The sequence below is a fragment of the Amycolatopsis sp. NPDC003861 genome, assembly GCF_053605405.1.
In genome coordinates this window covers 1-19,866 of sequence record NZ_JBSGJD010000193.1, presented here as the reverse complement: position 1 = coordinate 19,866, position 19,866 = coordinate 1, and the positions used below count along the sequence as shown (strand labels likewise).

At 71.0% G+C, this 19,866-nt stretch carries 21 protein-coding genes; 12 read left to right on the top strand and 9 right to left on the bottom strand.

What is annotated here, in order from left to right:
• The 5 genes from scpA to ACWEVN_RS34920 all read left to right on the top strand — a co-directional run.
• Positions 1-1,533 (top strand): methylmalonyl-CoA mutase (scpA, locus tag ACWEVN_RS34940; protein ID WP_452054108.1); only part of this gene is annotated, 1,533 nt, incomplete at its 5' end.
• Positions 1,534-1,536: 3 nt separating this feature from the next.
• Positions 1,537-2,520: a methylmalonyl Co-A mutase-associated GTPase MeaB gene (gene meaB / locus ACWEVN_RS34935; protein ID WP_449687390.1), complete on the top strand. Its 984-nt coding sequence runs from the start codon at positions 1,537-1,539 to the stop codon at positions 2,518-2,520.
• Positions 2,521-2,569: 49 nt separating this feature from the next.
• Positions 2,570-2,866: a hypothetical protein gene (locus tag ACWEVN_RS34930; RefSeq protein ID WP_310971048.1), complete on the top strand. Its 297-nt coding sequence runs from the start codon at positions 2,570-2,572 to the stop codon at positions 2,864-2,866.
• Between the two features lie 194 nt (positions 2,867-3,060).
• On the top strand, positions 3,061-4,362 hold the full coding sequence (locus tag ACWEVN_RS34925; protein ID WP_449687391.1) for an amidohydrolase: 1,302 nt from the start codon (positions 3,061-3,063) through the stop codon (positions 4,360-4,362).
• Positions 4,363-4,567: 205 nt separating this feature from the next.
• Complete coding sequence (locus ACWEVN_RS34920; RefSeq protein ID WP_449687401.1) at positions 4,568-5,401, top strand: endonuclease domain-containing protein; 834 nt, start codon at positions 4,568-4,570, stop codon at positions 5,399-5,401.
• Positions 5,402-5,464: 63 nt separating this feature from the next.
• Here the strand turns inward: ACWEVN_RS34920 and ACWEVN_RS34915 are convergent, their stop codons facing one another.
• Entirely contained in the window at positions 5,465-5,917 is a 453-nt protein-coding gene (locus tag ACWEVN_RS34915; RefSeq protein ID WP_449687392.1) for a gamma-glutamylcyclotransferase, read from the bottom strand.
• A gap of 126 nt (positions 5,918-6,043) precedes the next feature.
• Here ACWEVN_RS34915 and ACWEVN_RS34910 point away from each other — a divergent pair, with 126 nt between their 5' ends.
• The 3 genes from ACWEVN_RS34910 (at position 6,044) to ACWEVN_RS34900 (ending at position 8,544) form a co-directional block, all read left to right on the top strand.
• Positions 6,044-7,444 carry an NAD(P)H-quinone dehydrogenase gene (locus ACWEVN_RS34910; protein ID WP_310971045.1) on the top strand — a complete coding sequence of 467 codons (1,401 nt, stop codon included), beginning with the start codon at positions 6,044-6,046 and terminating at the stop codon, positions 7,442-7,444.
• Positions 7,445-7,516: 72 nt separating this feature from the next.
• On the top strand, positions 7,517-7,984 hold the full coding sequence (locus ACWEVN_RS34905; protein ID WP_449687393.1) for a hypothetical protein: 468 nt from the start codon (positions 7,517-7,519) through the stop codon (positions 7,982-7,984).
• Positions 7,985-8,025: 41 nt separating this feature from the next.
• Positions 8,026-8,544, top strand: coding sequence for a hypothetical protein (locus ACWEVN_RS34900; RefSeq protein WP_449687394.1), 519 nt, complete (start codon positions 8,026-8,028; stop codon positions 8,542-8,544).
• Between the two features lie 66 nt (positions 8,545-8,610).
• Here ACWEVN_RS34900 and ACWEVN_RS34895 read toward each other — a convergent pair whose 3' ends face one another.
• Positions 8,611-8,937: a hypothetical protein gene (locus ACWEVN_RS34895; RefSeq protein WP_452054107.1), complete on the bottom strand. Its 327-nt coding sequence runs from the start codon at positions 8,935-8,937 to the stop codon at positions 8,611-8,613.
• Between the two features lie 40 nt (positions 8,938-8,977).
• Here ACWEVN_RS34895 and ACWEVN_RS34890 point away from each other — a divergent pair, with 40 nt between their 5' ends.
• Both ACWEVN_RS34890 and ACWEVN_RS34885 read left to right on the top strand, forming a co-directional pair.
• Positions 8,978-9,625 carry a class F sortase gene (locus ACWEVN_RS34890; RefSeq protein ID WP_452054106.1) on the top strand — a complete coding sequence of 216 codons (648 nt, stop codon included), beginning with the start codon at positions 8,978-8,980 and terminating at the stop codon, positions 9,623-9,625.
• Positions 9,626-9,706: 81 nt separating this feature from the next.
• Positions 9,707-10,510: a VOC family protein gene (locus tag ACWEVN_RS34885; protein WP_452054105.1), complete on the top strand. Its 804-nt coding sequence runs from the start codon at positions 9,707-9,709 to the stop codon at positions 10,508-10,510.
• A 372-nt stretch (positions 10,511-10,882) separates the two neighbouring features.
• On the opposite strand, the gene glpK is transcribed toward ACWEVN_RS34885, so the two are convergent.
• Together glpK and ACWEVN_RS34875 are read right to left on the bottom strand one after the other, a co-directional pair.
• Positions 10,883-12,397, bottom strand: coding sequence for a glycerol kinase GlpK (glpK, locus tag ACWEVN_RS34880; RefSeq protein WP_449687397.1), 1,515 nt, complete (start codon positions 12,395-12,397; stop codon positions 10,883-10,885).
• 31 nt (positions 12,398-12,428) lie between these two features.
• Entirely contained in the window at positions 12,429-13,178 is a 750-nt protein-coding gene (locus ACWEVN_RS34875; RefSeq protein WP_310971038.1) for an MIP/aquaporin family protein, read from the bottom strand.
• Between the two features lie 235 nt (positions 13,179-13,413).
• Between ACWEVN_RS34875 and ACWEVN_RS34870 the strand changes: the two genes are divergently transcribed.
• Positions 13,414-15,147, top strand: a complete 1,734-nt coding sequence (locus tag ACWEVN_RS34870; RefSeq protein WP_310971037.1) for a glycerol-3-phosphate dehydrogenase/oxidase — start codon at positions 13,414-13,416, stop codon at positions 15,145-15,147.
• 6 nt (positions 15,148-15,153) lie between these two features.
• Here the strand turns inward: ACWEVN_RS34870 and ACWEVN_RS34865 are convergent, their stop codons facing one another.
• The 5 genes from ACWEVN_RS34865 to ACWEVN_RS34845 form a co-directional block, all read right to left on the bottom strand.
• Positions 15,154-15,684: a GNAT family N-acetyltransferase gene (locus tag ACWEVN_RS34865; protein WP_310971036.1), complete on the bottom strand. Its 531-nt coding sequence runs from the start codon at positions 15,682-15,684 to the stop codon at positions 15,154-15,156.
• Between the two features lie 75 nt (positions 15,685-15,759).
• Positions 15,760-16,149: a DUF1707 SHOCT-like domain-containing protein gene (locus tag ACWEVN_RS34860; protein WP_310971033.1), complete on the bottom strand. Its 390-nt coding sequence runs from the start codon at positions 16,147-16,149 to the stop codon at positions 15,760-15,762.
• 7 nt (positions 16,150-16,156) lie between these two features.
• Positions 16,157-16,693 (bottom strand): DUF1707 SHOCT-like domain-containing protein, encoded by a 537-nt coding sequence (locus tag ACWEVN_RS34855; RefSeq protein WP_310971032.1) that lies wholly within the window; start codon positions 16,691-16,693, stop codon positions 16,157-16,159.
• 58 nt (positions 16,694-16,751) lie between these two features.
• A complete protein-coding gene (locus ACWEVN_RS34850) occupies positions 16,752-18,545 on the bottom strand; it encodes an acetyl/propionyl/methylcrotonyl-CoA carboxylase subunit alpha (protein WP_449687398.1) in 1,794 nt (597 codons plus the stop codon).
• 106 nt (positions 18,546-18,651) lie between these two features.
• Positions 18,652-18,927: an SAV_915 family protein gene (locus ACWEVN_RS34845; RefSeq protein WP_310971029.1), complete on the bottom strand. Its 276-nt coding sequence runs from the start codon at positions 18,925-18,927 to the stop codon at positions 18,652-18,654.
• A 114-nt stretch (positions 18,928-19,041) separates the two neighbouring features.
• On the opposite strand from ACWEVN_RS34845, the gene ACWEVN_RS34840 reads away from it, so the two are divergent.
• Positions 19,042-19,764, top strand: coding sequence for a hypothetical protein (locus ACWEVN_RS34840; protein ID WP_449687399.1), 723 nt, complete (start codon positions 19,042-19,044; stop codon positions 19,762-19,764).
• Positions 19,765-19,866: the final 102 nt, after the last annotated feature.

The following is a 19,866-nucleotide window of genomic DNA, read 5'->3' as shown; positions in this document are numbered from 1 at the left end:
CCGATGCCGCAGCCGTCGATGCGGATCATCTCCGACATCTTCTCCTTCACTTCGCAGCACATGCCGAAGTACAACTCGATCTCCATCTCCGGCTACCACATGCAGGAAGCCGGGGCGACCGCCGACCTGGAGCTGGCCTACACGCTCGCGGACGGCGTCGAGTACATCCGCTCGGGTGTCGACGCGGGGCTCAGCGTCGACAAGTTCGCGCCGCGGCTGTCGTTCTTCTGGGCGATCGGCATGAACTTCTTCATGGAGGTCGCGAAGCTGCGCGCGGCGCGCCTGCTGTGGGCGAAGCTCGTGAAGGGCTTCGACCCTTCGTCGCCGAAGTCGCTTTCGCTGCGGACGCACTCCCAGACGTCGGGCTGGTCGCTGACTGCGCAGGACGTCTACAACAACGTCGTCCGCACCTGCGTCGAGGCGATGGCCGCGACCCAGGGGCACACGCAGTCCCTGCACACGAACGCCCTCGACGAGGCCCTGGCGCTGCCGACGGACTTCTCCGCGCGGATCGCCCGCAACACGCAGCTGCTGCTGCAGCAGGAGTCCGGCACCACGCGCGTGATCGACCCGTGGGGCGGGTCGGCGTTCGTCGAGAAGCTGACCTACGACCTCGCGCGCAAGGCGTGGGGCCACATCACCGAGGTCGAGCAGGCCGGCGGCATGGCCAAGGCGATCGACGCCGGCATCCCCAAGCTGCGCATCGAGGAGGCCGCCGCGCGCACCCAGGCGCGCATCGACTCCGGGCGGCAGCCGGTGATCGGCGTCAACAAGTACCAGGTCACCGACGACGAAGAGATCGACGTCCTGAAGGTCGACAACGCCGGCGTCCGCGCCCAGCAGCTGGAGAAGCTGCGGCGGCTGCGGTCCGAACGCGACTCCGCGGCCACCGAGGACGCGCTGCGGCGGCTCACCGAGGGCTCGCAGAACGGCGGCAACCTCCTGGAGCTGGCGATCGACGCGGCCCGCGCGAAGGCCACGGTCGGCGAGATCTCCGACGCCCTGGAGAAGATCTGGGGCCGGCACTCCGGCCAGATCCGGACCATCTCGGGGGTGTACCGCGAGGAGGTGGGGAAGACGCAGAACGTCGAAAAGGCCCGTCAGCTGGTCGAGGAGTTCGCCGCGGAGGAGGGCCGGCGCCCCCGGATCCTCGTGGCGAAGATGGGCCAGGACGGCCACGACCGCGGCCAGAAGGTGATCGCCACCGGCTTCGCCGACCTCGGCTTCGACGTCGACGTCGGCCCGCTGTTCTCCACCCCGGCCGAGGTCGCGCGGCAGGCGATCGAGGCGGACGTGCACGTCGTCGGCGTCTCGTCGCTGGCCGCCGGGCACCTCTCGCTGGTGCCCGCGCTGCGGCACGAGCTCGCCGAGCTGGGCCGCGAGGACATCATGGTCGTCGTCGGCGGTGTCATCCCGCCGCAGGACTACCCGGCGCTGCGCGAGGCCGGGGCGGCGGCGATCTTCGGGCCCGGCACGGTGCTCGCGGACGCGGCCATCGACCTGCTCGGCCAGCTGTCCGCGCAGGAGTCCTGACCGTTGCCGCGCAGGATCGACGTCACCGCCTACGCCAAGGGGGTCCTGGCGGGCGACCGCGGGACGCTGTCGAAGGCGATCACGCTGGTCGAGTCGCAGCGGGACGACCACCGGGCGCTGGCGCAGGAACTGCTGGTCGAGCTGCTGCCGTCGGCCGGCGGCGCGCGGCGGGTCGGCATCACCGGCGTTCCCGGTGTCGGCAAGTCGACATTCATCGACCAGCTGGGCACCGACCTGACCGCGGCCGGGCACCGCGTCGCCGTGCTGGCCGTCGACCCGTCGTCCACCCGGACCGGCGGGTCGATCCTCGGCGACAAGACCCGGATGGCGCGGCTGGCGGTGGACGAACGGGCGTTCATCCGGCCGTCGCCGACGTCCGGGACGCTGGGCGGGGTCGCGCGGGCCACCCGCGAGACGATCGTGCTGATGGAGGCGGCCGGTTACGACGTCGTGCTGGTCGAGACCGTCGGGGTCGGACAGTCCGAAGTGACCGTCGCGAACATGGTCGACTGCTTCCTGTTCCTCACGCTGGCCCGCACCGGCGACCAGCTCCAGGGCATCAAGAAGGGCGTGCTGGAGCTCGCCGACGTCATCGCGGTCAATAAGGCCGACGGCGACCACGAGCGGGACGCCCGGCGCGCGGCGCGGGAACTGGCGGGCGCGCTGCGGATGATCTACGGGCCCGAAGCGTCGTGGACGCCGCCGGTGCTGACCTGCAGCGGCCTGCACAACCTGCGGCTCGACGAGGTCTGGGGCGCGATCGAGCAGCACCGCGACACGCTGACGGCGTCCGGCGAACTGGACGCGCGGCGGCGGCAGCAGCAGGTCGACTGGACCTGGGCGATGGTGCGCGAGCAGCTGCTCGGTCGGCTGGCGGTGCATCCGGACGTGCGAACGGTCGTTCCCGACGTCGAGCGGGCGGTGCGGGACGGTGAACTGACGGCTACCCTCGGTGCTCAGCGGATCCTCGACGCGTTCGGTGGCTGACGTGCGGGCGGTCCGTGGGCAGAATGCCTGGTCGTGGCGAAGGGATGACATGGCGAAACTGCGGGGTCTGGTCCTGGTCGGGCTGCTCGGGGCGGTGCTGTTCACCGCGTCCCCGGCGTACGCCGCGCCGGTGCGCCCGGTGGCCGTGACGGTGAGCGTGTCTTCCGCAGCGCTGGTGCCGGCGCAGACCCAGCCTCCGGGCCCGGTCCTCGACCCGGCCCAGACGGACAAGGCGAACAGCGAGAAGACCCGGAACAAGCTGGTCGCGGGCCTGATCGCGGTCGTCCTGCTCGGCATCGTGATCTGGGGGCGCAAGATCCGTTCGAAGCGGGCCAAGGGGTCCTGAGGTTTTCGGCTTTGCCGAAGTGGTGCACACCGTTCAACGCAGATCCGGTACCGGCCGTCTAGGACGGCGCTTTTCGAGGCGCGGCTTGCCGCCTGCATGGTGCACGATCGTCTGCAAATGCGTACAGAACGATCGGCACGACGCGTGACCCCAGCCGCTGCGCGGGTTACCCGTGTTGCGGGAGGAGGTGCGGCGTGACGGTGTTGGATTCACGACCGGACGTTCCAGGCGACCCCCATGGGCGCATCATCAACCCCATGGAGGGGTCCGAGGCGCTCATTTCCGAGGCCGGCGTAAGCATGGCTCCCGTGGAGGACCTTGGTGCGGGCCGCGGCCCGTTCTGGCTGGACGACTGGCTGCGCGCCAACGCGACCGACGTGCTCGCGTGGCGGCGGCACATCCACGCGCACCCGGAGCTGTCGCGGCACGAGTTCGCGACCACGGAACTGGTCGTCACGCTGCTGCGCTCGGTCGGCCTCAAGCCCTGGGTGCTGCCGGGCGGCACCGGCGTCGTCTGCGACATCGGCAGCGGCGAGCGGTGCGTGGCGTTGCGCGCGGACATGGACGCGCTGCCGCTGACGGAGGCGACGGGCCTGCCCTACGCGTCGACGACCGAGGGCGCGGCCCACATGTGCGGCCACGACGCCCACACGGCGATCCTGCTGGGCGCGGCCCGCGCCCTGGCCGGCGCGCCGGAGCTGCCGGGCCGGGTCCGGCTGATCTTCCAGGCGGCCGAGGAGGTCATGCCCGGGGGAGCCCTGGACATGATCGCGGCGGGCGCGCTGGAGGGTGTCGAGCGGATCTACGGCCTGCACGTCGACCCGCGGCTGGAGGTGGGCTCGGTCGGGATGCGCGTCGGCGCCCTGACGTCGGCGGCCGACCTGATCGAGCTGCGCCTGACGTCCCCGGGCGGCCACACGTCCCGCCCGCACCTGACGGCGGACCTGGTCCACGCGCTGGGCACGGTGATCACGTCCCTGCCCGCGGTGCTCTCCCGCCGCGTCGACCCGCGGTCCGGGACGGTCCTGGTGTGGGGAGCGGTCCACGCGGGCCAGGCGGCCAACGCGGTCCCCCAGGACGGCGTCCTGCGCGGCACCCTGCGCACGGCCGACCACGAGGTCTGGACGGCCCTGGAGCCCCTGGTCGCCTCCTCGGTGGAGTCGCTCCTGGCTCCCACCGGCGTCGGCTTCTCCCTGGACTATCGCCGCGGCGTCCCCCCGGTGGTCTCCGACCCGGAGTCGACGGCCCTGATGCGCGCCGGCGTCGAGGCGGCCCTCGGCGAAGGCGCTGTCGCGCCCACCGAGCAGTCCTCGGGAGGCGAGGACTTCGGCTGGTACCTCGAGCACGTCCAGGGAGCCTTCGCCCGCCTGGGCGTCTGGCCCGGCCCGCCCGCCCCCCAATCGGACATCCACCGCCCGACCTTCATCCTCGACGAGCGAGCCCTCCTCTGCGGAGTCCGAACCCTCGTCCACACCGCCCTAACCACCCTCGCCTAACGAGATCCGCCTCCAATCACGCGAGTCCCGTTTCCAATCACGCGAGTGCGGAGTTACGCACACGAGTTATCCACAGGCTCGGCGAGTTATCCACAGCTCGAGGATGAGGCCCTTCCGTTGATCGTCGGAGGGCCTCATCCTCGAAGCTGTGATCAGTTGGGGAGGACGACACGGCGCCGTCTCGCGTCGCGAAGCCGATGCGGTTTTGGGACGGCGAGCAGTGCTCGAAGGGCTGGCGACCGGCGTACTCGCGCAGCCTTGGCGAGGCGTGGTCATTCACGCGGCAGATGCGCTGAATCTCGCCACCCGGGCGCAGGCGGCGCTGATCGCAGTGGGTCCGCCCGCTGCTCTGTCGGGAGCTACTTCCCTTGCGCTGCATGGGATATCGGCGGCCCAAGAGTCCACCGTGCACCTGACAGTTCCCTACTCCCGGCGAGTGGAGTCGAGGTCCGGGTTGGCCGTCCATCGAGCCGAGTTCACCGAGTCCGACGTGGTCGAACTCGAGGGGTTGGCGGTGTTTTCGCTCGACCTCGCCCTCGCTGATTTCCTGTGCGATGGAGACAAGCGAACAGCGTTCGCCGCCCTCGACGAGGCCATGCTGGGCCTGTCTGCAGACCACTGCCTGAAGCTCCGCGAGAACGTCCGCGACCGGCTTTTGGACCGGAGGAGCAAGCGAGGTATCCACAGGGCGCAGATGCTCTTGGCGCTCGCCACCGGGAAGGCCGAATCGCCACCCGAAAGCATGCTCCGGCTGATCGTGGTCGAGGCCGGGCTGCCGGTGCCGGAGGCGCAGTACGAGATCACCGCCATCGACGGCCGGAGGCTGTACGTGCTCGATCTGGCCTGGCCGGCACTGCGCATCGCGCTGGAGTACGACGGCTTCGCGGCTCACGAGGAGCGGCGTGAACACGATGCCGAGCGGGACGAGCGGATGGCCGGGCGAGGATGGGTCACCATCCGCGCGACCGCGGCGGATCTCCGAGACCCCAGCCGGGTGCTGGCCGAGCTCCGGGCACACTTCGAGCGACGAGCGGCGTAACTCGCGTGATCGAGCCCGTCAGCCACGTGATTGGAGCCGTGACTCGCGTGATTGGAGGCGGAACTAGCCGGTTATGCCGGAGCAGGGGCGGGTTCGGAGGTCGTCGACGTAGTCGGCGGGGGCGCCGGCTGTCTCGGCGGCGTCGGCCAGGACGCCCAGGTAGCGGGCGGAGGGGAGGCCGCCTTCGTAGGCGTCCAGGACGTAGAGCCAGGCCAGGACCGAGCCGTCCATCGTCTGGACGCGGAGGCGGATCTTCGAATGGATCCCCAGCTCGCCGCCCTCCCAACGGTCCAGGCCGTCCTCGTCCAGCGACGTCACGTCGTAGAGGACGACGAACACCCGTGACCCCGGGTCCTCGACGATCGTGGCCAGGGCACCTTCCCACCCCAGGTCCTCGCCGCCGAAGGTCAGGCGCCAGCCCTCCAGCCAGCCGGTGCCGGCCATCGGCGAGTGCGGCGCGCGCTCCAGCATCTGGGCGGGCTCCATGTTCGATCCGTACGCGGCATACAACGGCACGCCGACAGCGTAGCGACACCTCCCTCACCCGAGTGGACGCACTCGCCGTGTTCGCCCACTTCAGTGTCCGGTCACCTTCGCCGCGTACGGTGAGAGCACCGCACGCTCACTCCGAGGAGGACCCAGGTGACCAGGATCGTGATCATGGGCGGGGGCCCGGCCGGCTACGAAGCCGCGCTGGTCGCGGCCCAGCACGGAGCCGACGTCACGATCGTCGAGCGGGACGGCCTCGGTGGCGCCTGCGTCCTCTACGACTGCGTCCCCTCGAAGACGTTCATCGCGAGCTCCGGCGCGCTGGCGAAGATGCACGACCTCAGCGAGCTCGGCATCAACACCGACCTGGCCGACACCAGCATCGACCTCCCGACCGTCCACGGCCGGGTGAAGGGCCTCGCGCTCGCCCAGTCCGCCGACATCCGCGCCCGCGTCCAGCGCGAAGGCGTCCGCGTCATCGCCGGCGAGGCCCGCTTCTGCGACGAAGAGCCCGGCCTGGCGACGCACAAGGTCGCCGTCACGACCAAGGACGGCACCGAGAAACTGCCCGCCGACGTCGTCCTCATCGCCACCGGCGCCACGCCGCGCGTCCTGCCCGGCGCCGTGCCCGACGGCGAGCGCATCCTCGACTGGCGCCAGCTCTACGAGCTCCAGGAGCTGCCGGAGCACCTCGCCGTGATCGGCTCGGGTGTCACCGGCGCCGAGTTCGCGTCCGCCTACACCGAGATGGGCGTCAAGGTCACCGTCGTCTCCAGCCGGGACCGCGTCCTCCCGCACGAGGACGCCGACGCCGCCGCCGTGCTCGAAGAGGTCTTCTCCCAGCGCGGCACGACCGTCGCCAAGCAGGCGCGCGCCGACCGCGTCGAGCGCACCGAAAAGGGCGTCGAGATCCACCTCGCCGACGGCCGCGTGATCGAAGCCAGCCACGCGCTGATGACCGTCGGATCGGTGCCCAACACCCGGGACATCGGCCTGGACAAGGTCGGCATCGAGCCCGGCCCCGGCGGGTTCATCACCGTCGACCGCGTTTCGCGCACCTCCGTTCCCGGGATCTACGCCGCCGGCGACTGCACCGGCGTGCTCATGCTGGCCTCGGTGGCGAGCATGCAGGGCCGCATCGCGATGTGGCACGCGCTGGGCGAAGGCGTCGCGCCGATCAAGCTCAAGACCGTCGCCGCCAACGTGTTCACCCACCCGGAGATCGCCACCGTCGGCATCAGCCAGCAGGCGATCGACTCCGGCGAGGTGCCCGCGCGCACCATCATGCTGCCCCTGGCCACCAACGCGCGCGCGAAGATGGAGGGCCTCCGCCGAGGCTTCGTGAAGCTGTTCTGCCGCCCCGCCACCGGCGTGGTCGTCGGTGGTGTCGTCGTGGCGCCGCAGGCGAGCGAGCTCATCCTTCCCATCGCGCTCGCCGTCCAGAACCAGCTCACAGTGGACCACCTGGCACTGACATTTTCGGTGTACCCGTCGCTGTCGGGCTCGATCACCGAGGCCGGCCGCCAGCTCATGCGCCACGACGATCTCGACTGATCCGGCACGCAACCCGGGCGCACCCGCCGCGTCTTGTCGGTTGTAAGGCTGAAGGACGCGAAGGGTGCGAACGTGCGCAAGACGGTGGTTTTCGTTGCGGCAGCGGTGATCGGGGCGACGGCGCTGACGGGACCGGCGATGGCGCAGAGCACCGGTCCGGCCCCGAGCACCAGCCCCGCGCCGACCGCGAAGGCGGGCAGCGTCCAGCTCAACGTGAACACCGCGATCAACCAGACGCTGGTGGACAAGTACGTCCGCGACGCGCCGAACGTCGCGCTGGCGAAGTGCGAAGGCCCTTCGCCGGCCTTCGCCTCGCCGGTGCTGACGTTCAGCAACTACACCCCGGGCCCGTTCATGGGCGCCGACGCGAACATCAGCGCCGACGTCGAGCTCAAGCCCGGAACCGCGGCGGGGACGTACCCGCTGAGCGTGACCTGCGGCGGCCAGACCTACACCACGCAGTTCTCGGTGCCTGCCGCCCAGGTCGCGAAGGTGCCGTCCGGTGCCGCGAAGGCCGGCGACGGCAGCATGGCGGGCTGATTTCCCCACCGAACTCTCCGGGGCGGGAAGAGGGGTTGGAAATGAAGAAGTTCCTGGCCGTCGCCGCCGTTTCGGGTGGCTTGCTGCTCTCGGCCCCGGCGGCCTTCGCCGCGACGCCGGCGGAGCACGCGGGGAACCCGAAGGCCTACCTCCGCGTCCTGCCGACCGCGGCCCGCCCGGGCGCGAAGGTGCAGATCCGGCTCGGTTGCGACGCCGCGAGCACGCGCGACCTGGCGTCCCCGGTGCTCAAGATCGGCGCGCTGCGGCGCGTCGGCCCGCAGAACGACCCGGCCAAGGCACCCGCCGCGGCCGCGTCGGCGGTGGTGCAGGCCGCGAAACCGGGCGTCTTCCGGGTGTCGTTCTCCTGCGGCGGCGCGGACCTGACCACGAAGTTCACCGTTCTGGGTGAACGTCGTCAGGTGGCGAAGGTGCCGTCGGGCGCACCGCAGACCGGTGGTGGTTCGGACGGCCACGGACCGCTCGCCGCCGCGGGCGCGATGGGCGTGCTGGCCGTCGGCGGTGGCGGGCTCGTGCTGGCGCGACGATCACGGCGACGATGATCCACTGATTTCCCGAACCGAGAGCCGCCCGAGGGCGGCTTTTTTCTGCGCATTTTCGCGACGCATTCATGACGTCCGGGCGCAATCGGCGACCCCGTCGACGAGCACGATCCGCACCGCGCCGCTGTCCCCGACCGGCATACCGACGGTGCCGCGCCCGACGGACCCGGGCACCGACTTCCCGGACGGCCCGGTCGCCCGGATCGTGACGATGTACTGCGCCCACGAGGACTCCAGCACGGTCTTCGAGGTGCGCCCGGCGGCCAAGCAGGTCGCCAAGGTGCCGTCCGGCGCGCCGCAGACCGGGGCACCGACGGCCCGGTCGACGGCTCCGGGCGCGCCGCCGCTGATCCGGCCGCGGAGGTACCGTCGGGACGCAACCGAACGGACCACCCGGACGTGTGAACTTGCAGGCACCAGGCAGGGGGAGGACATGACCAGGAGGATCGCGACCAGACGGGGTGTCCTGATCGCCGTCGTCGCCGCGTTGCCGGCCACGCTGGTGGTGCTGGCGCTGACGCTCGGCGGCGCCCCCGGCTCGGGTACCGCGCAACCGCCGTCGGCCCAGCCGGTCGCGGTCGCGCCGGAGCCGCAGGTGGACAGCCAGGACGCCGTCGCGGCGTTGCCCAAGTCCGAACCCGTCTCCGTCGACATCCCGAAGATCGGCGCGCACTCGTCGCTGGTCCCGCTGGGGCTCAACCCGGACAACACCGTCGAGGTGCCGCCGGTGACCACGCCGCTGCAGGCCGGCTGGTACACCTACGCGCCGACGCCGGGCGAGGTCGGCCCGGCGGTCGTCCTCGGGCACGTGGACGGCAACCACCAGAAGGGGATCTTCTTCCGGCTCAAGGAGCTGGCCGCCGGGGACCGCGTCTCGATCGCCCGCAAGGACGGCACCACAGTGGTCTTCAAGGTGACGAAGGTGCACCAGGTGCCGAAGAAGGACTTCGAGGCCGAAGGGGTCTACGACGACACGGCCGGTCCGGAGCTGCGGCTGATCACCTGCGGCGGCGTCTTCGACCGGAGCGCGCACAACTACGTCGACAACATCGTCGTGTACGCCCGCCTGGTCCAGGCCTGATTTTCGGTTTTTGTCGGTGCCCGGTGCAAGACTGTGCCGGTCGTCACCAGCGGCGGCACGGACGAGGGGTTGGGAGTCGGCATGGTGTTCCGGGACGAAAGATGGCCCGACGGTACGCCCGGCTGGGTGGACCTGATGGTGCCCGATCAGGAGAAGGCGATCGCCTTCTACGGCAGCCTGTTCGGCTGGGACGTGCAGACGGGCGGTGAGGAGACCGGCTTCTACGGCATGGCGCAGCTGCGGGGGCGCCCGGTCGCCGGCATCGGCCGCACGCCACCGGGCCAGGACATCCCACCATTCTGGACGACCTACCTCGCGGTGTCCGATGTGGACCGCACAGCCACGGCCATCACCGAGGCGGGCGGGCAGATCGTGGTGCCGGTGACGGAAGTGCTGAAGGAGGGCCGGATGGCGATCGCGGCCGACCCAGCGGGTGCCGCCTTCGGGCTGTGGGAGGCCGGCAACCACATCGGCACGCAGGTGACGGCGGCCCCGGGCACCTTGGCGTGGAACGAATGCATGAGCCGAGACTTCGCGGCGGCGAAGCCGTTCTACGAGGAGATCTTCGGCTACGGCTTCCAGGACATCTCGAGCGACCAATTCACGTACGCGGTGGTGCTGATCGACGGGCGCCCGATCGGCGGGCTCGGCACGGTGCCGGCCTCGGTGCCACCGGAGGTGCCGTCGTACTGGTCGGCGTACTTCTGGGCGGCGGACGCCGACGCGAGCGCGGCCAAGGTGGCCGACCTCGGCGGCACGGTCGAGGGCAAGCCGTTCGACTCCCCGTACGGGCGGCAGGTGCGGGTTGCGGACGACCAAGGAGTGCCGTTCATGATCATCGCCCCGAACGCGCAATCCGGCGAGCCGGAGGGCTGGGAGGTGTGACCCGGGCGGGCTGGAGGGCTGGGAGGTGTGACCCGGGCGGGCCGGAGCGGCGCTTCTGGCCGGGGGCGTGGTCACTTGGCCGCGGGAGGCGCGATCGGGTGAGCCGGGAGCAGCGGGAGGCGGCGACCTCGGCCGTGGGAGGCGTGGCCAGGTAGGCCGGGAGCCCTGCGAGGTGTCGCCTTCGGGCGTGGGGTGCGGCCGGGCGAGCCGGGAGCGCTGTGAGGCAGCATCCTGGGCCGTGGGCGGCGACCGGGCAGGCCGGGAGCGCCTTGATAGGGCGAGCCGGGAGCGTCGCGAGGCGGGCTCCGGCGCGCGGAGGCCTGACAAGCCAGGCCGGGAGCGCCACGGCGTGGCACCCCCGGCCCCGGCCGGTCAGTCCTCGTCGGCGACCCAGTCGAACGTCTTGGTCACCGCCTTCTTCCAGTTACGGTACTCGCGCTCGCGGCGGGCGTCGTCCATCGACGGCTCCCACTGCTTGTCCTGGGCCCAGTTGGTGCGGATGTCGTCCTCGGACTTCCAGAACCCGACGGCCAGGCCGGCGGCGTACGCGGCACCCAGTGCGGTGGTCTCGTTGACCACCGGGCGGATCACCGGCACGCCGAGGATGTCGGCCTGGAACTGCATGAGCAGCTCGTTGACGACCATCCCGCCGTCCACCTTGAGGGAGGTGAGCGAAACACCCGAGTCGGCGTTCATCGCCTCGAGCACTTCGCGCGTCTGGAACGCCGTCGCCTCCAGGACCGCGCGGGCGAGGTGGCCCTTGTTGACGAACCGGGTGAGGCCGACGATCGCGCCGCGGGCGTCGGATCGCCAGTAAGGAGCGAACAGGCCCGAGAACGCCGGGACGAAGTACGCGCCGCCGTTGTCCTCGACGCTGCGTGCGTGCTCCTCGATCTCGGCCGCCGTTGTGATCATGCCGAGGTTGTCGCGCAGCCACTGCACCAGCGAACCGGTGACGGCGATGGAGCCTTCCAGCGCGTAGACCGTGTCCTTCGAGCCGATCTTGTAACAGATCGTGGTGAGCAGCCCGTTCTGCGACATCACCTTCTCGGTGCCGGTGTTGAGCAGCATGAAGTTGCCGGTGCCGTAGGTGTTCTTGGCCTCGCCGGGCGAGAGGCAGGCCTGGCCGAACGTCGCGGCCTGCTGGTCGCCCAGGATGCCCGCGATCGGGACGCCCGCCAGCGCGCCCTTCTCGCGGACCTTGCCGTACTCCTCGGACGAGGAACGGATCTCCGGCAGCATCGAAAGGGGGATGCCCATCTCGCCGGCGATCTCGGCGTCCCACTGCAGGGTGTCGAGATCCATCAGCATGGTGCGCGACGCGTTGGTCGGGTCGGTGACGTGCACGCCGCCGTCCGCGCCGCCGGTCATGTTCCACAGCACCCAGGTGTCCATGTTGCCGAAGATCAGGTCGCCGGCCTCGGCCTTCTCACGCGCGCCCTCGACGTTGTCCAGGATCCACTTGACCTTGGGCCCGGAAAAGTACGTCGCGAGCGGGAGGCCGACCTTGTCGCGGTAGCGCTCCTGGCCGCCGCCGAGGTTGCCGAGCTCGGTGACGATCTTGTCGGTGCGGGTGTCCTGCCAGACGATCGCGTTGTACACCGGCTTGCCGGTGGTCTTGTCCCAGACGAGGGCGGTCTCCCGCTGGTTGGTGATGCCGACGGCGGCGATGTCCTTGGCCGTGAGGTCGGCCTTGGCCAGCGCACCCGCGGCGACCCGGCGCGTGTTCTCCCAGATCTCTTCCGCGTTGTGCTCGACCCAGCCGGCGCGCGGGAAGATCTGCTCGTGCTCGCGCTGGTCGACCGAGACGACGCGGCCCTCGTGGTTGAAGATCATGCACCGGGTGGACGTGGTGCCCTGGTCGATCGCGGCTACGTACGAAGTCATGTGTGCTCCCGGATTTCCGTCGATCGGGCGATCAGGTCAGGTTGTGGACGGCGAGGTACAGCAGGGCGGCCAGGGCGCCGCCGACGAGCGGGCCGACGACCGGGATCCACGAGTAGCCCCAGTTCGCGTTGGCCTTGTTCTTGATCGGCAGCAGGAACGCGTACGCGATCCGCGGGCCCAGGTCGCGGGCCGGGTTGATGGCGTAGCCCGTCGGCCCGCCGAGGGAGGTGCCGATCACGAGCACCACGAACGAGACGCCCGCGTAGCCCAGTGCGGAGTTGCCGAAGTTCGGGGTGCCGCCGTCGCCGGCCGCGTAGACCGGGCTGAGCAGGATCCAGGCGACCAGCACGAAGGTGCCGATGATCTCGGTGACGAGGTTCCAGGCGGTGTTGGGGATCTGCGGTGCGGTGGAGAAGATGCCGAGGGTGTTCTCGGGCTCGGGGTGGTCGTCGAACTGCAGCTTGTAGGCGGCCCAGCAGAGCACGGCACCGAGGATGGCGCCGGCGAACTGGCCGATGAAGTACAGCGGGACGTCCGCCCACTTGGTCTTGTCGGCGATGGCGAGGCCGAGGGTCACGGCCGGGTTGAGGTGGGCCCCGCTCGGGGCGGCGATGCTGGCGCCGGTGAAGACGGCGAACGCCCAGCCGAAGTTGATGAACAGGAAGCCCGCGTTGTGACCGTTGTTCTTACGGAGCACGTGGTTCGCGACGACACCGTTGCCGAGCAGGATCAGCGCGGCCGTTCCCAGTAGTTCCCAGACGATTATTGCTCCAGCACTCACCGCTGCACCTCCACACTGGACACTCTGCGCAGGGTCGATCACGGCGTGCCACGGCCCCGTTGCCGACCCACGTCCGCGCGACGTTACCGGGGCGTAGAAGCTACTTCCAAGCACCGGGCAGCCGAATCTTTTCAAGATCGCGGAGGGTTACGCCACAAGTGTCATCCGTGGACGGGCGGATGATCACCGGGTCGTGCGATGCTGGAAGCCTCGCCGGCACGAGGAGGAATGTCACGTGGCGCAGCACGCAGCGGAGACGAACCCGGCTCGACTGGGCCCGGTCAAGCGGGAAGAGACGTGGCAGCGGCTCGGCAAGGAGACGTTCGACCTCGTCGTCATCGGCGGCGGCGTCGTCGGGGCGGGCACGGCGCTGGACGCCGCGACGCGCGGGCTGCGGGTCGCGCTCGTCGAGGCCCGCGACCTCGCGTCCGGGACGTCGAGCCGGTCGAGCAAGCTTTTCCACGGCGGCCTGCGGTACCTGGAACAACTCGAATTCGGCCTGGTCCGGGAGGCGCTGCGCGAGCGCGAGCTGATGCTGACGACGATCGCGCCCCACCTGGTGAAGCCGGTCAGCTTCCTCTACCCGCTGACGCACCGCGTGTGGGAGCGCCCGTACACCGCGGCCGGCCTGCTGATGTACGACACGATGGGCGGCGCCCGCAGCGTCCCGGGGCAGAAGCACCTGACCCGCGCCGGCGCGCTGCGGATGGTGCCGGCGCTCAAGCGCTCGGCGCTGATCGGCGGGATCCGCTACTACGACGCGCAGTCCGACGACGCCCGCCACACGATGACGGTGGCGCGGACGGCGGCGCACTACGGCGCGGTCGTGCGGACGTCGACCCAGGTCGTCGGGTTCCTGCGCGAAGCCGACCGGGTGTCCGGCGTGCGCGTGCGCGACGTCGAGGACGGGCGCGAAACGGAGATTTCGGCCGCCGCGGTGATCAACTGCACCGGCGTCTGGACCGACGAGCTGCAGCGCCTCTCGGGCGGCCGCGGCCGGTTCCGGGTGCGCGCGAGCAAGGGCGTGCACATCGTCGTCGCGCGCGACCGGATCGTCTCGGAGTCGGGGATGATCCTGCGCACCGAGAAGTCGGTCCTGTTCGTCATCCCGTGGCGCAACCACTGGATCGTCGGCACGACGGACACGGACTGGAACCTCGACCTCGCCCACCCGGCGGCGACGAAGCACGACATCGACTACATCCTCGAGCACGTCAACACCGTCCTCGCGACACCGCTGACGCACGACGACATCGAAGGCGTGTACGCCGGCCTTCGCCCGCTGCTCGCGGGGGAGAGCGAAGAGACGTCGAAGCTGTCGCGCGAGCACGCGGTGGCCCGCGTGGCCCCGGGCCTGGTGGCGATCGCGGGCGGCAAGTACACGACGTACCGGGTGATGGCGGCGGACGCCGTCGACGCGGCGGCGGTGGACCTGCCGGGCCGCTCCCAGCCGTCCATCACGGACAAGGTCCCCCTCCTGGGTGCGGACGGCTACCACGCGCTGGTCAACCAGGCCGACCACCTGGCCGCCGAGCACGGCTTGCACCCCTACCGGGTGAGGCACCTGCTGGACCGCTACGGCTCACTCGTCCACGAGGTCCTGGCCTCGGCGGAGGGCCGCCCGGAGCTGCTGAAGCCGATCGAGCACGCCCCGGACTACCTGGGCGTCGAAGTGGTGTACGCGGCTTCGCACGAAGGGGCGCTGCACCTGGAGGACGTCCTGGCCCGCCGGACGCGCATCTCGATCGAGTACGCGCACCGCGGCGTGGACTGCGCCGAGCAGGTGGCCACGCTGGTGGGCGAGGTGCTCGGCTGGTCGCCCGAAACGGTGAAGCACGAGATCGAGGTCTACCGGGCCCGGGTGGAGGCGGAGCGCAAGTCCCAGTCCCAGCCGAACGACGAAGCGGCGGACGCGCTGAGGTCGGCGGCGCCGGAGGCCCGGGCGGGCATCGTGGAGCCGGTGAGCTGAGCGGGGTCAGGACGTCCGGTGCCAGCGGATCAACCGCTCACCGGTCGGCGCCCGCTCGGCCTCCGGGCCCACCAGGGTGAACCCGCAGCGCTCGGCGACGATCGCCGAGGCCGCGTTGCTCTCCTCGTACCGGTAGCTGACCTCGGTCAGCCCGAGGCCGCCGAAGCCGAACCGCAGCGCCGCGTTCAACGCCGTCGTCGCGATCCCCTTGCCGCGCTCGGCCGGGTGGACCCAGATCGTCGCCTCGGCGTACGACGCGTCCAGGTTCAGCTCGCGCAACCCGACCTCGCCCAGCAGCCGGCCCGAGGTCGGCTCCGCGATCGCCCAGGAACAACGCTCGTCGCCCGCCCACTGGGCCGCCCGCAGGGCCACGTACTCGGTGGCCTCGTCCAGGGTGCGCAGCCGGTAGTTCAGGACGTATTTGCGGTGCGTCGGATCGGCGAACGCCTCCATCAACAACGGGCGGTCGTCGAGGTGGCGGTCGGCGCGCAGTTGGCGCAGGTAGTACGTGCCCGCGTTGATCTCCACCGGTTCCACTCCGCCCAGCCTAGCCAGGCCGGGAGCGAGCCGCTCCCGGCCCGGCGATCAAGGTTGCCCGGCGAAAGGGAGCAATCAGGAGCGGCGGCGGCGCGCCCCGGCGATCATGGCCACCACCAGTGGCAGCGCCACCGAAATGATCAGCAGCCGGCCGCGGGACAGGATCAGCACCGCGATCGCCAGGACGATCGCGATCGGGACCGCGCCCGCCGTCAGGAACCGGACCAGGGCGGTGTCCCCGGCAGGCGCCACCATCGGCGCCGATACCCCGGTCAGCAACGCGCTCGGCCGGGGTGAGGGCAGGTCGTCGAAGAGGGGTACGAGCTCGCTGACGCGCTTCGCCGCGGTGACCTTCGCGGACCGGGCGCCGTACTCGTCGATGTCGAGCCGGCCGGTGCGGACGTGTTCCTCCAGGACGTCCAGGGCGTCCTGGCGTTCCTCGTCGCTCAACCGCATGTCGCCCACGGCCGGATCAGCGGCCCAGTTCGCGGCGGTAGGAGTCGCGCAGCTCGCGGCGGCGCTCGCGGTCGCGCAGGTGCCGCTCGCGGCGGTCGCGGTGGTGCTGGTCGTGGTTCCAGTCGTGGCCCCACATCGACTTGCCGAACACCGTCAGCCCGATCGGGACGAAGATGATCGGCCAGGCCAGCGTGCCCGTGGCGATCAGCGCGATCGCGGCGATGAAGGCCAGCGGCACGATCGCGGCGAGGAACCGCTGCGGCGGCGACCAGTTGTCCGGGGTCCGCGGGCGCGCCGGCTCGGGTGGCGCGGCGGCGGGCTCGGGGGCCGCGACCGCCTGCGGGACGTCCTCGTACCGCGGGTGCGGGGCGGGGAGGTCCGCGAAGATCTCGGCGAGCTCGCCGCGCGTCTTGGCCGCGGTGATCCGGGCCGAGCGCTCGCCGTACTCGTCGATGTCGATCCGCCCCGCGCTCATGTGCTCGCCGAGGGCGGACAGCGCGGACTCACGGTTCTGGTCGCTGATCCGCAACTGCGGAGACGGGACTTCGGTCACGTAGTCGATGGTAGGCCGCCCCGGGGGCGGCCCACCACGACATCTGTAACGAACCGTGCTACTTGAGCTCGAGCAGCTGTGTGCCTTGCGTCACGGCGGCGCCGACCTCGACCGAAAGCCCGGTGACCGTGCCCGCTTTGTGGGCGGTGACCGGATTCTCCATCTTCATCGCCTCGAGGACGACGATCAGCTCACCGGCTTCGACCGTCTGGCCCTCTTCGACGGCCACCTTGACGATCGTGCCCTGCATCGGCGCCGTCACGGCGTCACCGCTCACCGCCGCCTTGGTGCCGCCGGCCCGCTTCCGCGGCTTCGCCTTGACGGCCGTCCCGCCGCCCCCGCCGCCTTCGAACGCGAACCCGCCCGGCAGCGACACCTCGAGCCGGCGCCCGCCGACCTCGACGACGACGTTCTGCCGCGGTTCCTCTTCGGCGGCCTCCACGTCCGGGGCGACGAACGGCTCGATCCGGTTGTCGAACTCCGTCTCGATCCAGCGCGTGTGCACGCTGAAGCCGTTCTCGTCGCCGATGAACGCCGGGTCGTTCACGATCACGCGGTCGAACGGCAGCACCGTCGCCATGCCTTCGACGACCATCTCGTCGAGCGCCCGGCGGCTGCGTTCGAGGGCGTTGTTCCGGTCCGACCCGGTGACGATCAGCTTGGCCAGCATCGAGTCGAACTGCCCGCCGATGACGCTGCCGGATTCGACCCCCGAGTCGACCCGCACGCCCGGCCCGCTCGGCGCGACGAACTTCGTCACCGTGCCCGGCGCCGGCAGGAAGCCGCGGCCGGCGTCCTCGCCGTTGATGCGGAACTCGATCGAGTGGCCGCGGGGTTCGGGGTCGGAGGTGATCCGCAGCTGCTCGCCGCGCGCGATGCGGAACATCTCGCGGACCAGGTCCAGCCCGGTCGTCTCCTCCGACACCGGGTGCTCGACCTGCAGCCGCGTGTTGACCTCGAGGAAGGAAATCGTGCCGTCGGTCGCGACGAGGTACTCGACCGTGCCGGCGCCGTAGTAGCCGGCTTCCTTGCAGATCGCCTTCGCGGACTCGTGGATGCGCTTGCGCTGCTCGTCGCTCAGGAACGGCGCGGGCGCCTCCTCGACGAGCTTCTGGTGCCGGCGCTGCAGCGAGCAGTCGCGGGTGCCGACGACGATCGCGTTGCCGTGCATGTCGGCCAGCACCTGCGCCTCGACGTGGCGCGGCTTGTCCAGGTACCGCTCGACGAAGCACTCGCCGCGGCCGAACGCGGCGACCGCCTCGCGGGTGGCCGATTCGAACAGCTCGGGGATCTCTTCGCGGGTGCGCGCGACCTTCAGGCCGCGGCCGCCACCGCCGAACGCGGCCTTGATGGCCACCGGCAGGCCGTGCTCGTCGGCGAACGCGACGATCTCGGCGGCGTCCTTGACCGGCTCCTTCGTGCCCGGCACCAGCGGCGCGCCCGCGCGCGTGGCGATGTGGCGGGCGGTGACCTTGTCGCCGAGGTCGCGGATCGCCTGCGGGCTCGGCCCGATCCAGGTCAGCCCGGCGTCCAGGACGGCCTGCGCGAAGTCCGCGTTCTCCGACAGGAAACCGTAGCCGGGGTGCACCGAGTCGGCGCCCGACCGCTTGGCGGCGTCCAGGAGCTTGTCGAAGTTCAGGTAGCTCTCGGCGGCCGTCGTGCCTCCCAGCGCGAAGGCTTCGTCGGCCAGACGTACGTGCGGCGCGTCGCGATCCGGGTCGGCGTACACCGCGACACTGGCCAGCCCAGCGTCCTTCGCGGCTCTGATGACGCGTACCGCGATTTCGCCACGGTTGGCGACCAGGATCTTGGTCACCGGACCACCCGTGGTTTCGCCGACCTGCTCGGCCACCCCGCACCTCCTGCGTCCGACAGCTGCATTGCTGACCGCCCACGCGGCATCAGGGAAGTCTACGGATCTGACGTCCGGAGTCTCCTGAGTGAGAGGTGGACCACGCTCAGACGTGGTGGCGCAGCTCCTCGGGCAGTGGCGAGTCGAGCACGATCACGTCGTACGGGTTCGCGGAGTGCACCTTCGGCAGGTGCTCGGTGTTCACCAGCACCCACGGCTGGTGCTCGCCGCAGCAGTCGATCAGCCGGTCCAGCGCGGTGAAGGCGACCAGGGCGGTGCGGCCGTCCGGCGTGCGCCGCAATTCGATGGACGCGCCCTCGGCCTCGGGGTCGACCGGGCCGGTCGGGAGGTACAGGGCTGGCGGCAGGTTCGGGTTCGTCACCCGGACAACATAGACGGACACCCTCCGCTACCCGTGACCCCGTCGGGTTGAACCCGCCACATCGTCACGGGGCGCTGCCGACGCACGCGCGCGAAGCGGCTTACGCTCTGTCTTATGCGGACTACGGCAGCGCGGACGCCCCGGTCGGCGCTGCTGACCGCGGTGCTGGCCGCGGTGGTCACGGTCGGCGCGATCGGCGCGGTGTTCCTGCTGCGGCCGCGGCCCGAGGCGGCGCCCGGACTGGCCGAGCCCGCCGCCGGCCCGGTGACACCCGCGGTGACCTGCGGCGGCGGCCCGTGCCGCCAGCTCGCGGCGGTGACCGTCGGGGGCACGCCGGTGGTGCTGCTGACCGGCACCGCGGGCGGTTCGGCCCGCCTGCGCGTCGGGCCCGAGCCGGGCACGGTGTTCGAGCTGTCGATCGCCCAGCTGGGTGTCCGGCTGGACCAGAACTCGCTGCGCTGCATCGACGGCCCGGCGCCGGCGTGCCTGGTCCGCGGCGACGTCGGCGACGACGGCACGGCCGCGTACGGCGAACTGCTGGTCGCCAGCGGGGGAGTGTGGCGCGACTGGGGCAAGCCGTTCTACGCGGACGCCGGGACGCTGTCGCTCTACGACGTCACGGCCGACGCCAGCCCCGACGTGATCGTGGTCCGCCACGACTGCCCGGATTCCGCTTCCGGCACGCCGAAGTGCGCGACCGCGCCGGTGCTGGGCGAGGTGTACGACCTCTCGGGCCGGACGGTGGGCTGCACGCGCCGGGTGACGTCGCCCTCGGACCTGCGCGGCTGGCCGGACATCCGCCTCACCCGCGCCGACCTGCGCGCCTGCCCGTCCTGAGTCGCACGCGCCCCAATGAGGTTTTCTCAGTAGGGCTGGGTGGGGTGCGTGTTGCCGTGAGATGAGGCGTGGGGCCGCTGGTAGGACTGAGTTTGCGAAGAC

What these genes read in the sequence shown, in the direction of transcription:
- ACWEVN_RS34930 (WP_310971048.1), top strand. Translation starts at nt 2,570, where the DNA reads ATGGCGAAACTGCGGGGTCTGGTCCTGGTCGGGCTGCTCGGGGCGGTG.
- ACWEVN_RS34900 (WP_449687394.1), top strand. Translation starts at nt 8,026, where the DNA reads ATGAAGAAGTTCCTGGCCGTCGCCGCCGTTTCGGGTGGCTTGCTGCTC.
- ACWEVN_RS34890 (WP_452054106.1), top strand. Translation starts at nt 8,978, where the DNA reads ATGACCAGGAGGATCGCGACCAGACGGGGTGTCCTGATCGCCGTCGTC.
- ACWEVN_RS34885 (WP_452054105.1), top strand. Translation starts at nt 9,707, where the DNA reads ATGGTGTTCCGGGACGAAAGATGGCCCGACGGTACGCCCGGCTGGGTG.
- glpK (WP_449687397.1), bottom strand. Translation starts at nt 12,397, where the DNA reads ATGACTTCGTACGTAGCCGCGATCGACCAGGGCACCACGTCCACCCGG.
- ACWEVN_RS34840 (WP_449687399.1), top strand. Translation starts at nt 19,042, where the DNA reads ATGCGGACTACGGCAGCGCGGACGCCCCGGTCGGCGCTGCTGACCGCG.